The 14,095-nt window shown below is 63.9% G+C and carries 12 protein-coding genes and 1 tRNA gene; 4 read left to right on the top strand and 9 right to left on the bottom strand.

Translation table 11 applies throughout. The features are described from left to right. Positions 1–6: 6 nt before the first annotated feature. Positions 7–3,147, top strand: a complete 3,141-nt coding sequence (locus tag HRU81_04405) for a CusA/CzcA family heavy metal efflux RND transporter (protein ID QOJ31400.1) — start codon at positions 7–9, stop codon at positions 3,145–3,147. A gap of 46 nt (positions 3,148–3,193) precedes the next feature. Next, entirely contained in the window at positions 3,194–5,356 is a 2,163-nt protein-coding gene (locus HRU81_04400; GenBank protein QOJ33281.1) for a heavy metal translocating P-type ATPase, read from the top strand. A gap of 250 nt (positions 5,357–5,606) precedes the next feature. On the opposite strand, the gene HRU81_04395 is transcribed toward HRU81_04400, so the two are convergent. Together HRU81_04395 and HRU81_04390 are read right to left on the bottom strand one after the other, a co-directional pair. Next, on the bottom strand, positions 5,607–6,176 hold the full coding sequence (locus HRU81_04395; GenBank protein QOJ33280.1) for a TMEM165/GDT1 family protein: 570 nt from the start codon (positions 6,174–6,176) through the stop codon (positions 5,607–5,609). Between the two features lie 269 nt (positions 6,177–6,445). Continuing rightward, positions 6,446–6,715 (bottom strand): hypothetical protein, encoded by a 270-nt coding sequence (locus tag HRU81_04390; protein ID QOJ31399.1) that lies wholly within the window; start codon positions 6,713–6,715, stop codon positions 6,446–6,448. Positions 6,716–6,930: 215 nt separating this feature from the next. On the opposite strand from HRU81_04390, the gene HRU81_04385 reads away from it, so the two are divergent. Both HRU81_04385 and HRU81_04380 read left to right on the top strand, forming a co-directional pair. Beyond that, complete coding sequence (locus HRU81_04385; protein ID QOJ31398.1) at positions 6,931–7,296, top strand: AlpA family phage regulatory protein; 366 nt, start codon at positions 6,931–6,933, stop codon at positions 7,294–7,296. Between the two features lie 10 nt (positions 7,297–7,306). Continuing rightward, positions 7,307–7,609, top strand: a complete 303-nt coding sequence (locus HRU81_04380; GenBank protein QOJ31397.1) for an AlpA family phage regulatory protein — start codon at positions 7,307–7,309, stop codon at positions 7,607–7,609. Between the two features lie 16 nt (positions 7,610–7,625). Here the strand turns inward: HRU81_04380 and HRU81_04375 are convergent, their stop codons facing one another. From HRU81_04375 to lolA, 7 genes are all read right to left on the bottom strand, one after another. After that, complete coding sequence (locus HRU81_04375) at positions 7,626–8,816, bottom strand: tyrosine-type recombinase/integrase (protein ID QOJ31396.1); 1,191 nt, start codon at positions 8,814–8,816, stop codon at positions 7,626–7,628. Between the two features lie 159 nt (positions 8,817–8,975). Continuing rightward, positions 8,976–9,065 (bottom strand) — tRNA-Ser (locus HRU81_04370). A gap of 228 nt (positions 9,066–9,293) precedes the next feature. Next, entirely contained in the window at positions 9,294–10,202 is a 909-nt protein-coding gene (locus HRU81_04365; protein QOJ31395.1) for a VPLPA-CTERM sorting domain-containing protein, read from the bottom strand. Between the two features lie 160 nt (positions 10,203–10,362). Continuing rightward, a complete protein-coding gene (gene serS / locus HRU81_04360) occupies positions 10,363–11,637 on the bottom strand; it encodes a serine--tRNA ligase (protein ID QOJ31394.1) in 1,275 nt (424 codons plus the stop codon). A gap of 64 nt (positions 11,638–11,701) precedes the next feature. Beyond that, positions 11,702–12,985 carry a replication-associated recombination protein A gene (locus HRU81_04355; GenBank protein QOJ33279.1) on the bottom strand — a complete coding sequence of 428 codons (1,284 nt, stop codon included), beginning with the start codon at positions 12,983–12,985 and terminating at the stop codon, positions 11,702–11,704. Positions 12,986–13,057: 72 nt separating this feature from the next. Next, positions 13,058–13,444, bottom strand: a complete 387-nt coding sequence (locus HRU81_04350; protein QOJ31393.1) for a VanZ family protein — start codon at positions 13,442–13,444, stop codon at positions 13,058–13,060. Positions 13,445–13,451: 7 nt separating this feature from the next. Continuing rightward, complete coding sequence (gene lolA, locus HRU81_04345) at positions 13,452–14,093, bottom strand: outer membrane lipoprotein chaperone LolA (protein ID QOJ31392.1); 642 nt, start codon at positions 14,091–14,093, stop codon at positions 13,452–13,454. Positions 14,094–14,095: the final 2 nt, after the last annotated feature.

Raw genomic sequence — 14,095 nt, 5'->3', positions numbered from 1 at the left:
ATGTCCATGCTTGAATCCCTGCTGAGGGCGTCCATCGCCCGCCGGGGCGTAGTGATGATCGCCATGCTGGCCATCGCTGCCCTTGGAGTTTGGAGCTATCAGAAGCTTCCCATCGACGCCGTTCCCGACATTACCAACGTTCAAGTCCAGATCAACACCCAAGCTCCCGGCTCTACGCCGCTGGAAGTCGAACAACGCATCACGGTGCCCATTGAGACCGCCATCACCGGACTGCCTGGACTCGATTACCGGCGGTCACTCTCTCGTTACGGACTTTCGCAGATCACCGTGGTGTTCAAGGACGGCACGGACATCTACTTCGCCCGCACGCTGGTAAATGAACGCCTGCAATCGGTACGTGACCGATTGCCCGCAGACGTTGCGCCTGCGATGGGACCGATCGCGACAGGCCTTGGCGAGATCTACGTCTACACCGTTGAAGCCGATCCCGAGGCGCGTCAGCCCGACGGAACAGCCTACGATCCCATGGCATTGCGTTCTCTGCAGGACTGGGTTATCCGACCGCAGCTCTTGCAGGTCGAAGGTGTCACGGAGGTCAACTCCATTGGCGGCTTCGCCAAGCAGTTCCACGTGCAACCTGACCCTGCGCGCCTACTGGCATTCGGCCTGACCTTCAAGGATTTGGCTGAGGCACTGGAGCGCAACAATGCCAACCAAGGCGCAGGTTACCTGGAACGCAACAAGGAACAGTTGCTGGTTCGCATCCCAGGCCAGCTCTCCGGCCTTCAGGATATCGGTGAACTTGTCATCGCCACGCGCGACGGGCTACCCATCAGGGTGCGAGACGTTGCGGATATCAGCTTGGGCAAAGAACTGCGCTCCGGCGCCGCGACTCGCGATGGGCATGAAACCGTGCTCGGCACGGCGGTCATGCTGATCGGGCAGAACAGCCGTACGGTAGCCAGGTCTGTGGCCGAACGGCTGGAAGTGGTCAACAACTCCCTGCCTGACGGAGTCAGGGCCGTGCCGGCCTATGACCGTACCATTCTGGTGGACAAGGCCATTGCCACTGTTCAAAAGAACCTGATCGAAGGGGCCGTCCTCGTCATCGTTGTTCTTTTCCTACTATTGGGGAACCTGCGCGCGGCCCTGCTGACTGCCGCAGTCATTCCCATCGCCATGCTGATGACGATCACCGGCATGGTGCAAACCAAGGTGTCGGCAAATCTGATGAGTCTGGGCGCCTTGGACTTCGGGTTGATCGTTGACGGCGCCGTCATCATTGTCGAGAACTGCCTGCGACGCCTGTCTGAAGAGAGTTCTGCTCGGGGCACGCTAACGCTACGGGAGCGCTTGGACACGGTCTACACTTCCACTGCCGAAGTAATACGTCCAAGTCTGTTCGGCGTATTCATCATCACGGTTGTCTACATCCCGATCTTTGCGCTGGAGGGCGTGGAAGGAAAAATGTTCCATCCGATGGCCCAGACGGTGGTGATCGCTCTTGTGTCGGCGTTGATCCTGTCGGTGACCTTCGTACCGGCGGCCGTGGCCTTCCTATTCCGGGGTCCTGTCAAGGAGAAGCACAACATCATCCTGAGCGGCGCGCGGCGTGGATACGAACCACTGCTGCGCTTCGCGCTGCGCGCGCGCCTGGCATTCGTAGCAGGCGCCGTCGTGCTGGTAGTGCTCTGCGGCCTGCTCGCGTCGCGCATGGGCAGCGAGTTCATTCCCAGTCTGAACGAGGGCGATCTTTCCGTACAGGCTTTGCGCATACCGGCGACGGGTCTCACGCAATCGGTAGAGTTCCAGAAGCAGATCGAAACTCGCCTCATGCAGTTCCCGGAAGTGCAGACGGTGTTTGCGAGGACCGGAACAGCAGAGGTCGCGACAGACCCGATGCCGCAGAACATCTCTGATGGATACGTAATGCTCAAGCCTCAGAAGGAGTGGCCCGATCCGAAGAAGCTCAAATCCACTCTCTCGGCGGAAATGGAGGAGGCGCTGGCAGACCTGCCAGGCAACGCCTACGAAATGAGTCAGCCGATCCAGCTGCGATTCAACGAGCTGATCTCCGGCGTCCGTTCTGACTTTGCCGTGAAGATCTACGGTGACGACATGGACACGCTGCTGGCAACGGGTAATCGTCTCGCCGGTGCTCTGAGAGATGTGGATGGTGCGGCCGACGTGAAGGTCGAACAGGTAACGGGCCTGCCGGTCCTGTCAGTGAAGCCCCGTCTGTCAGCTCTTGCTCGCTACGGCATAGAGCCGGCGATCGTCCAGTCAGTCGTGGCAACCGCCATCGGCGGCTTGCAGGTCGGACAGATCTTCGAAGGCGACGCCCGTTACGACATCGTTATCCGGCTTCCAGAACGTGTCCGTGATGATCTGCACGAGATCGAGCGCCTGCCCATTCCGCTTCCCTCCGGTGGACAGGTCCCACTGGCAGAGCTTGCGGAACTGAACATCAGCCCCGGACCGAACCAAGTAAGCCGCGAAGACGGTAAGCGGCGCCTGGTTGTGACCGCCAACGTCCGGGGCCGGGATCTGGGCAATTTCGTGCAGGATGCGCAGGAGAGCATCGAAGCAATCAGGTTGCCAGCTGGCTACTGGATCGACTACGGCGGAACGTTTGAGCAGCTGCAGTCGGCCGCGAGCCGCCTTTCCATCGTCGTACCTGTGACGCTGCTACTGATCCTCGCGCTGCTGATCCTTGCCTTCGGCAGCGTCAAGGATGCTCTGATCATCTTTTCCGGAGTGCCTCTTGCACTTACCGGTGGCGTGCTGGCGCTGTGGCTCAGGGACATCCCGCTGTCCATCAGCGCCGGGGTGGGTTTCATCGCACTGTCCGGTGTCGCTGTACTGAACGGGCTGGTGATGGTGAGTTTCATCAGGAGCCTGCTCGCTGATGGGAAGGAGCTCTCGGACGCCATTATCGAGGGGGCGTTGACGCGCTTGCGGCCAGTGCTGATGACGGCGCTAGTCGCAAGCCTGGGTTTCGTGCCAATGGCGCTTAACGTCGGGACGGGCGCAGAGGTGCAGCGCCCACTGGCAACAGTCGTCATTGGCGGGATTGTCTCCTCGACGATTCTGACCCTGCTTGTGTTGCCGGGGTTGTACTACCTCGTCCATAACCGCCGAAATCCGAAACTTGGTCCAACGCCCATACCCGCAGTGGAGACGTGAGATGGTCAAGCCAGGCGTTACAACCACGGAGCTGCACATTCCAGCGATGGACTGTGCCTCCGAGGAGGCGGAGATCCGGCGCACCCTTGAGAAGGTGGCCGGCATTGATGGCCTGAACTTCCGTCTGGGAGATCGGGTACTGAGCGTACGCTCTGCCCCCGAGGCCATCCCATCCGTGCTGCAAGCTATTGAAGACGCCGGCCTGCGCGCAACAGTACGTCAGAGCGGCGCCACAACGGCTGCCTCTTCCCGTTTCGCCGGACTGACGCGAGAGATGATGCAGCTATGTGCTGCCCTACTACTCGCACTGGGCGCGGAGGCCATCTCGTTCGCACTTCCCGAAAGCTCGCTCAGTACGGTGCTGCAGCTCGTCCTGTCGCTCGCGGCGATCGCATTGTCGGGTCTGGAGACCTACAAGAAAGGCTTGCAGGCACTTCGCAAGGGTCGGCTCAACATCAACGCCCTGATGAGCGTAGCTGTCACGGGCGCGTTTCTGATCGGGGAATGGCCCGAAGCCGCAACGGTCATGGCGCTCTATTCGATCGCAGAGCTGATCGAGGCCCGTGCAGTAGATCGGGCGCGCAATGCCATCAAGTCCCTGCTGGCCCTCGCGCCCGAAGAAGCCCAAGTGCGCCAAGGCAGCGGCAACTGGGAAACCGTCCCCTCAAGCTCCGTGGCGATAGGCCAGGTCATCCGGGTCAGACCCGGTGAACGATTGCCGCTGGATGGCAAGATCGTCAAGGGCGCGAGCGCCATCAACCAGGCACCGGTGACGGGTGAATCCCTACCAGTGGACAAGCGGGTTGGCGACCCTGTATTCGCGGGAACGATCAACGAAGCCGCCGAGCTGGAGGTCGAGGTCTCGGCGGTGGCGAGCGATTCCACGATCGCGCGTATCATCCATGCGGTCGAAGAGGCTCAAGGCAGTCGCGCACCGACGCAGCGCTTCGTGGACCGGTTTGCGGCGGTCTACACGCCCGGCGTGTTCTTCCTGGCCCTGGGGGTGGCCATCGGCGCCCCGTTGCTGTTCGACTGGGAGTGGATGGCCGCAATCTACAAGGCACTGGTATTACTTGTGGTTGCCTGCCCCTGCGCACTGGTCATCAGCACGCCCGTCACGATCGTCAGCGCATTGGCAAGCGCAGCTCGTCGCGGCGTGCTGGTCAAAGGCGGCGTTCACATGGAAGGCGCCCGAAAGCTTTCGGTGATTGCGCTCGACAAGACGGGCACTGTAACGGAAGGGAAGCCGAGGCTGGTCCATTCCGCAACGCCAGGCCGATCCCGTCCGCCCGACCAAGAGGTGCAGACGCTGGCCGCCAGTCTCGCGTCTCGTTCGGATCACCCCGTCTCCCGCGCCATCGCGGCGGGACTCACTGGGATACCGCACAAAGAGGTGAACGAATTTACCGCTCTTGCGGGCCGTGGTGTTCAGGGCAGCATCGATGGCCAGACCTACTTCCTCGGTAACCATCGACTCATTGAGGAGAAGGGGTTATGCGGCCCGAAGCTCGAAGCTGAACTGGAAGCACAGGAGGAACAGGGACGTACCGTAACCTTGCTTGCAACGGCTGATCGCGTATTGGGCATCTTCGCGGTAGCAGACACGATCAAAGAGAGTTCCAAGGACGCCATTGCAAACCTGCATGCACTGGGCGTCGCCACCGTGATGCTCACTGGCGATAATCAGGCGACAGCCAACACCATCGCCCAGGAGGCTGGCATCTTTGCGGCCAGAGGGAATCTGCTGCCCCAGGACAAACTTGAAGCGATCAAGGAACTCCAGAAGTCCAAGGGGCCTACCGGCATGGTGGGTGACGGCATCAACGACGCTCCCGCACTGGCGGCTGCAGACATCGGCATCGCAATGGGCGCCGCGGGTACCGACACAGCCATAGAGGCAGCCGACCTGGTCGTGATGAACGACGATCTGCGACGCCTGCCAGAAACCGTCAGTCTCTCGCGAAAAACACACGCTGTTCTAGCACAGAACATCACGCTCGCGATCGGCATCAAGGCTGTGTTTCTGGTGCTAGCGATTCTTGGCAACACTTCCATGTGGATGGCTGTGTTTGCGGACATGGGCGCAAGCTTGATCGTCGTTGCAAACGGGCTTCGCCTGCTTCAGGCCAGCAACATGAATTCACTCGCACGTACGTCTCAGCCGCCGACTGCGGACGATGGCCGTGAAAACCCAGGAGTTCGCGAATGAAGTACTCAGATGCTTACGCAAGAATGCTTGTTGCAATGCTCACGGTCACCGCTACGGGCTGCGTGAATCTTCCCGAACCGCATCCGCATCCCATTTCTACGTTCGACGAGGCACTGCATACATGCCGATCCTTGCAGCCCGTTCGCGTCACCAGGAGGTTTCAACTCGCCCCAACCGACTCCCGCATATCGGCATGCCTGGGGCGCCACGGCTGGAATTCTGACGCGACAAAGCTGGCAAGCTCATGAACCTAGAGCATAGACCCGAATCCGAATAGCAAAGAGACCCCCAGCAACAGGAAGATTGCGGCAGCGATCCCATGCACAGCCCGCACAGGTAGCTTCTTCGCAGCCACCTCGCCCAAGAGCACTGCCGGCACATTGGCCAGCATCATACCCAGTGTAGTGCCACCAACCACTGCAGCCAGCGCGCTGTACTTTGCGGCGAGCGCAACCGTTGCTATCTGCGTCTTGTCCCCCATTTCGAGCAGGAAGAAGGCGACCAATGTGGTGCCGAACACACCGAAACGTGCGGTGGAATCCTTGCCGTCGTCGATCCGGTCGGGCACCAGCATCCAGATGCCCATCGCAATGAACGATGCGCCCAGTATCCAGCGCATACCCACTGGACCGATCAGTGCGGACACCCATGCACCCACCACGCCAGCCAGAGCGTGGTTCACCAGTGTGGCGACCAATATGCCGAGGATGATGGGAACGGGTTTGCGGAAGCGGGCGGCAAGCACCAGAGCCAGTAGCTGGGTTTTGTCGCCAATCTCGGCGAGCGCGACCACGCCGGTAGACACGAGGAAAGCTTCGATCAAGATGGAACTCCAGGGTCAGGCCCGCGACGCAATGACGCACTCCTCGCCCAACCCATGGATAAGGAGTACATCATCGGTCTCGCCAAGCCCTGTGCCGGCCGCGCCATGGAGCGAACTCCAAGTCTGTTGACGCGTCCCCGCCTTTTACGGCGGCGGCTACTCCCCAACGAAGTAACGCGAGTGTATCAGGTTTGTCGCGCCCACCAAACCCCACCATCAGCAAGCAATCAACTCAAGTTGGCATGCTAGCGCCTACGGAATCGCTTCTATCCCTTCAGAAGCAGCGCGATCAAAGCATGGTAGAGAATCAGAAGAGCACCGAACGCCAAAGAAATCCAAAGGATGACCAAGAAGGGGAACCGCGGACCGACGGCGGATACTTCGAACAGGATGCCCGCGAAGACACCGCCAAACATCATGAAGCAGCAAACGAAGCTGACAACCGGCTCCAGTAAGACCAGCGTGGTCAGAATCGGGACCAGCAGCATTTTCGCCACTATGCGTACGGAGGTGCGCAAGACTTGATGAATCTTCACGACCGCCTCATCGCAGGAATGCCTGTCCATATTGCCGGGGCGTCATTCCGTAATGGGCGCGAGTTTCCACTCCGATTCGAGCAATAACCCCTATGCGAGAGGCTGGGGCGCTGCGTTTTACCCGGATTCTTCCCGACTACCCACAGCTGTCTTCCACGACGATCTGAACGAGCCTAGATCCCGACGCATCAATTAATGCTCGGGAGTGAACTTCAATGAGTGCCGATGCTGTTTTGTCGAGCCGGGCGACTTCCAAGGTCTCGCCCCCGCCTGTCGTCCTGTCACGCTGGGTCAACGAGCGGTGCCCGGCACTGGCGGAAATCCTCAGCGCCCACGACGTGGCGCGACTGACCCGCAGGCCATGCTGGGTACTGCTGGGCTTGAGCCTAGTCGGCCGTTTTCCGAAGAGGACTACATACAGAGGGCGCTCGGTCGGCTGGAGTCGCTCGGAGGTACTAGCATGGATGACGCGGGAATTGGAGCTAGACCCCGAACAGAGAATCCCCCGCCGTTGCAGGCGCGGCCGTCCGCATCAACGACGCCTACCACTTAGCTTGCCGCCGCGGCGTAGCGCACCTTGAGGGCTGTGCCATGGATCAACCCTTGTTGCCTTCATGCGTGGGGCAGGCCACGGCCCATCAAGAGCAGCTCGCCCCTGCTTTCTTCCGGATGCGCGATGTACTGCGGATAACCGGACTCAGCCGACCCACCTTGTATCGGCGCATCGCCGCTCGCAAGTTCCCGCCACCAGTCCACTTGGGTGGACGGGCTTGCGGGTGGCCTTGCGCTGCCCTGCGATCCTGGGTGGCCGATCCCGAAGGCTACCGTGCTCCCGAGGCCGACCACGATCAGCTGCCCCGTGGGAGGGGTCGGCCCCGCAAGTACGCGACATAGCGAACCTTGCGAGCGATCAGGCAGCCAGCTTCTGCTCCTGCCCGGTCTTCTGCTGCCGCAACTTGTCCAGATAGTCAGCCCACGCCTGCATCATCTTCGCTCGCGGCTCCAGGTACAGCGCATGATTGTAGGCGGCACTCACGGCGTTACGCTCCTGATGCGCGAGTTGCAGTTCGATGTGATCATGCGGCCAGCCTTGCTCGTGCAGAATCGTCGAAGCAACACCCCGGAACCCGTGCCCCGTCATCCGGCTGCGGTACCCCATACGGTAAAGCGCGAACAGCAGCGTGTTGTTGCTCATCGGCTTCTGCGGGTTCACATCTCCGGGAAAAACCAGTTCGTGATCGAAGGAGATTTCCTTCAATCGCTTAAGAATGGCCGTGGCCTGAGTGCTGAGCGCCACGATGTGGGGCGTCCTCATCTTCATCCGTTCGGCCGGAATGTCCCAGCGAAGCTCCTTCATATCAAACTCCGACCAGCGGGCGCCGATCAGCTCGGAGGTCCGCACGAAGGTCAACGCCATCAATTGCAGGGCCAGCCGGGTATGCTCACTGCCAATGTATCCGTCGATCGCCCGGAGCAGGTCAGGGAGCTCCTTGGCGGTCACGCGGGGGTAATTGCGCCGCTTGTGCGGTTTCAGGATGTCGGCGGGTTTCACGTCCGCCACGGGGCTGTGCGCTACCAGATCGTTGACCACGGCATGGCGCATGATCTGACCACAGGTCTGCAGAACCCGGCGGGCGATGTCCAACGCACCCCTCTTCTCGATTCTCTGAGCCAGATCCCGGAAATCCGACGCCGAGAGCCCTGAAACCGGACGTGTTCCGATCCATGGGAAAACATCCGCTTCCAGTCGCCGCAGCACATAGACGGTATGTCGCTCATTCCGACCCGCCTTCCAGCGGCCGTACCATTCCCGGGCCACGGTCTCGAACGCCTTGTTCGTGGCCCGCTTCTCGGCAGCTGGATCTATCCCGTCCGCCAGCTGCTCCCTTGCCGCCTGCAGGCGGTCTCTGGCCTTGGCAAGCGACACATCAGGATAGATGCCCAGAGCAAGCGTCTTCTGCTTGCCGCCAAACTGGTAGTTGAAGCGCCAGTAGCGCCCGCCATTCGGCATGACCTGCAGGTACAGGCCCCTTGAATCCGCGAGCTTCCAAGGGCGATCCAAGGGCTTCGCGCTGCGAACCTGGCTGTCAGTCAATTTCATGGTATCTCCCGAAGTTGCGGTGCCGATACCATGATTGATACCGGCGCCGGGTTGAGACATACCGAGAGTCTATGAAACACCTTGAATCCCCTAAATCGTTGGATTCATGGCATTTTTGGGCGTTTCTTAGACGACTTGAGACAGCGTGGGATCAATAATTGGCGGAGAGGGAGGGATTCGAACCCCCGAGGGACGTGAGTCCCTAACGGTTTTCAAGACCGCCGCATTCGACCGCTCTGCCACCTCTCCGCGCTGCGACATCGGGCAGGCCGCGCACCCGGCCGGCCCCGGAAACCGGGGCGGATTGTCCGCTGCCATGCCCCGGGGGCGCAAGTTCCGGGGTACACCGTAAAGGCGTGCCCGACCTGTGTCGAAGCGGAGTGCGCAATGCAACAGGGGGCAGGCCTGCGCCTGCCCCCTGTCTGCCGTGATCAGCCGGCTGCGCAGTGCGTCAGCCGGGAAAAACCAGCACGCCCGTCAGTGCGGGAGCTTGCGCCGCGCCAGCCCCAGCACGCCCAGTGCCGAGCCGAGCAGCCACGCCGCCGCCGGCACCGGAACCGGTGAAACCTGAACCAGGGCGTCGGTGAATGCCGCGTCGGCATGCTGCACCGTGAGGATGGCCTGGTCGCCGATCGCGGGCAGCACGTGGCCGGGAACCAGGCGATCGAGGAGCGAGGTGTTGAGCAGCAACTCCCATGAGCTGACATGCCCCACCGATCCGTCATAGATCCAGATCATGCGCGCGGCATACTTGCTCGGCTGCGGATCCGGCCCGATGCCAGCCCAGTCGATGTGGCTGTCCTTGTCCAGCACCAGCAGCTGGCCGGAGTTGCCGGCCCAGGTCCAGGGTTCCGTCTGCCCTCCGGTGACCACGGTGGCGCCGAAGTAGGCCGAGGTCTTCACCTGGACCCGGCCGCCGCCGCTGCCGCCGCTGCTGTTGCCATCGCCGCTGCCTGGCGCGATGGTGCTGGTGGTCCAGGTGGCGGCACTGGTGCCGAACTTCGCCTGCAGCTTGAGGTTGCTGGGATTCTGCCCCGCCGGCAGCAGGGCGTTGACGGCGCCACCCGAGAAGGCGCCCCAGCCTGCGGCTGCTGCCGTGATGTCCTGGAACTTGCCACCGACGGCCACGACGTTGTCCCCGGCCAGCCAGGAGTACATGCCATCGCTGATTTCAAGGTTCGATCCGGACGCGATCGAGAACCCGAGGCTGTAGGTGTCGAAAGCGTAGTTCGCCGAGCCTGTCACGTAGACGCCGGACGCCAGCGAATTGCCACCGTAGACCCAGCCGTCCGCTCCGGGATCGCCGGTGACCGACGCCGCCTGCGCAATACCCGCCAGCAGCAGCGACAGCGCCGCGCCGACCCGGATTCCAGTCTGCTTGTTCATGTTCCCCCCGCTACGCCTGTTTGCTGTTCTTCCCGGCAGTCCCTGCGGCTCCCGGGTCTTCACCATGGACCGTACCGCCTCGCCGTACCGCCTGTACATCCCCCGGATGAGTGAATTTCGGCACGCTCCACGCTTCGTTATGTGAAAAGCGGCGGCATCGTCAGGGGGAAATGCTCTCCATGCCGCCCATGTAGCGCCGCAGCACGTCCGGGATGCGGATGCTGCCATCGGCCTGCTGGCCGTTTTCCATCACCGCCACCAGCGCACGGCCGGCGGCGACACCCGAGCCGTTGAGGGTGTGCACCAGCTCGGGCTTGCCCGTCTCCGGGTTGCGCCAGCGCGCGCCCATGCGCCGCGCCTGGAAATCCCGGAAGTTGCTGCAGGAAGAGATCTCGCGATACCTGCCCTGCCCCGGCAACCAGACCTCGAGATCGTAGGTCTTCGCCGAGCCGAAACCGATATCGCCGGCGCAGAGCGCCATCACGCGGTAAGGCAGCTCCAGGCGCTGGAGGATGGTCTCGGCATGACCCGTGAGCACCTCCAGTGCGGCACCGGAATCGGCCGGCGGCACGATCTGCACGATCTCCACCTTCTCGAACTGGTGCTGGCGGATCATGCCGCGCGTGTCCTTGCCATAGGAGCCCGCCTCGGAGCGGAAGCAGGGCGTGTGCGCCGTCAGCTTCAGCGGCAGCTCGCGCGCCTCGAGGATGCGCTCGCGGGCGAGGTTGGTCAGCGGCACTTCGGCGGTCGGGATGAGATAGAGACCCTGTGCGCCGTCGACCGCAAACAGATCGGCGGCGAACTTCGGCAGCTGCCCGGTGCCCTGCAGGCTCGCCGCGTTGGCGAGGTACGGCACATACGCCTCGGTATAGCCATGCTCGCCCGTGTGGGTATCGAGCATGAACTGGATCAGCGCCCGCTGCAGCCGCGCCAGCGGCCCGCGCATGACGGCGAAGCGCGCCCCGGCGATACGCCCGGCCGCCTCGAAATCCAGCCCGAGACGCGCACCGAGGTCCACGTGATCCAGCGGCTGGAAGCCGAACTCGCGTGGCGTGCCCCAGCGACGCAGTTCCTGGTTGGAGGATTCGTCACGCCCATCCGGCACCGAATCATCCAGCAGGTTGGGCAGGCCGAGCTGCAGTTCGTCGAGCTGGCCCTGCACCGCCTGCAGTTCCGCCTCGGCCGTGGCGAGCGCGGCACCGAGGTGCTCGACCTCGGCCAGCAACGGGGCGATATCCGTCCCCTGCGCCTTGGCCTTGCCGATGCCTTTGGAGCGGACGTTGCGTTCGTTGCGCAACTGCTCGACCCGCAGCTGCACGCTGCGCCGGCCCTCCTCGAGGGCGAGGAACTCCGCGGTGTCCAGCCGGAAGCCACGTCGTGCGAGGTTGGCGGCAACGCGGTCGAGGTCGGTGCGCAGCAGTCGGGGGTCGAGCATGATCCTGGTTCTCCGGCGGGCGGGGCTTGCCGTCCGCGGCGAATTCTACCCGCTTGCGGGCGCGCTACCCCGGCTTCCTGCTGTGGCCCGCAGCGCGGTTGCGCTCGCGCAGCTCCTCCAGCCTGGCGGCGATCTTCAGCTCCATGCCGCGGCCGGAGGGCTCGTAGTAGGTCCGCGGTGGCAGCCCATCCGGCAGGTAGCGTTCGCCGGCGGCAAAGGCATCGGGCTCGTCATGGGCATAGCGGTAGCCCTGCCCGTGGCCGAGATCCTTCATCAGCCGCGTCGGCGCATTCCTGATGTGCAGCGGCACCTCGAGCGAGCCGTGCTTCACCACGTCCTCGCGGGCCGCCGCGAAGGCGCGGTACACCGCGTTGCTCTTCGCCGCGCAGGCGAGGAACACCACGGCCTGGGCGATGGCCAGCTCGCCTTCCGGGCTGCCGAGCCGTTCGTAGGCGTTCCATGCTTCCAGCGTCATGGTCAGGGCCCGGGGATCCGCCAGCCCGATGTCCTCCACCGCCATGCGCACCACCCGCCGCGCGAGGTAGCGCGGGTCGCAGCCGCCATCGAGCATGCGGGCCAGCCAGTAGAGCGCCGCATCGGGGTCCGAGCCGCGCACCGACTTGTGCAGCGCGGAGATCTGGTCGTGGAAGGCATCCCCGCCCCGGTCGAAGCGGCGCCAGCTGCCGGCCACCACCTGGGCCACGGTGTCGTCACTGACTTCCCGCGCGCCGGCATCGGCTGCGCGCTCGACCGCCGCGGCAAGGTCCAGCAGGTTGAGGGCGCGGCGCGCATCGTCATCCGCGGCCTGGGCGATCGCCTCCAGCGCGGCATCGCCGAAGGTCAGCTCCAGGGCACCCAGCCCGCGCTCGCGATCGGTCAGTGCACGGCGCAGCAGCGTGACGATGTCGGCGGGCTCCAGCGGCCGCAGCACATACACCCGCGCACGGGAAAGCAGCGCGTTGTTCAGTTCGAAGGACGGGTTCTCGGTGGTGGCGCCGATGAAGATCACCGTGCCATCCTCCACGAAGGGCAGGAAGGCATCCTGCTGCGCCTTGTTGAAGCGGTGCACCTCGTCGAGAAACAGCACGGTTGGCTGGCTGCGGTCGCCCTGCGCCGCCGCGATCGCCTCGCGCACGTCCTTGACGCCCGCGAGCACCGCCGACAGGCCGATGAAGCGTGCACCCGCGGCCTGCGCGACCAGCCGCGCCAGCGTGGTCTTGCCGGTGCCCGGCGGCCCCCAGAGGATGGCCGAGTGCAGCGGCCGCGCCTGGAGCAGGCTGGTGAGCGGCCTGCCCGGGCCAAGCAGCTGCGTCTGGCCGACCACCTCGTCGAGGCTGCGCGGCCGCATGCGATCGGCGAGCGGTTGCCAGCCCGGCGCCGTGTCTTCCCCCGTGATGCCGCTGCCGGCCACGGCGGCCGCCTACTCCGGGCTGGCGCCCAGCCAGCCCTCCACCCAGCCGCACCAGCGGCGCAGGCCGGCGCCGGCCAGGAGCCAGCCGATGCCGATGCCGGTGAAGTCGGCGAGCACGTCCCAGGGATCGGCGGCACGATACGCGAGGAAGCTCTGCAGGAACTCGATCAGCAAGCCATAGGCCGCAAGCAGCGCGATCACCCTGAGGGTCATGCCCTCGTCGACCACGCCAAGGAACCAGGTGACGAGGACGGCGAACGCCAGCACATGCATGAGCTTGTCGCCATTGGCCATGGCGATCGGCGTCGCCATCGGCAGCAGGGCGAGCCCGAGGGTCAGCGCCAGGCCGCCCAGTCCCGCACCCAGCCAGAACCACTTGTAGCGCAGCGGCTGCATGGCGCGACTAGAGGCCGCCCTCGCGGATCACGTCGGCCCCGGGCGGCACCTTGAAGACGAAGGCCTCGTCTTCGACCGGTGCGTTGAGCCGCACGTCGGTGAAGTACACATGGGTCTGCTGGCCCAGCCGGTCCTCCAGCACCAGTTCCGCCGGGCGCTCGCCGGCGAACGCCACCGCCACGCTGCTGAAATCCGCATCCTGCGCCCGCGGCCTGAGCTTGACCCAGGCCAGCTTCTCGCCGCTCCAGGTGCTGACCCGCTCGAAGCGGTCGAGGACCTTGCGGTCCCCGGTCAGCAGCGCCGCCGGCGTCTCGCCCAGCGTATCGGTGAGCGGACGCACGGTGACCTGCTGCAGGTCGGCCTCGTAGAGCCAGAGGCGCTGGCCGTCGGCGACCAGCACGCGTTCGTAGGGAGTGCGGTAATCCCAGCGAAAGCGCCCCGGCCGCTTGAGCAGCAGGGTACCCGCGGCACGCTCCACCACCTGCTGTTCGCCGTCGACGACTTCCTGGCGGAAGCCGGCGCGCATCGACCGCGTGCCTTCGAGGAAGGCCTCGAGGCGGGCCATGCCATCCGGCGCGGCTACGGCTCCGGCGCTGGCAAGGCCACCGAGGAGCAGCAGGACAGCCGCCAGCAGCTGCGGACGAGCCACGA

The organism is Gammaproteobacteria bacterium (assembly GCA_015709695.1).
GTDB lineage: Bacteria > Pseudomonadota > Gammaproteobacteria > Steroidobacterales.
Note: the sequence above shows the minus strand (reverse complement) of the source record. Positions and strands in the feature narration are given on the sequence as shown.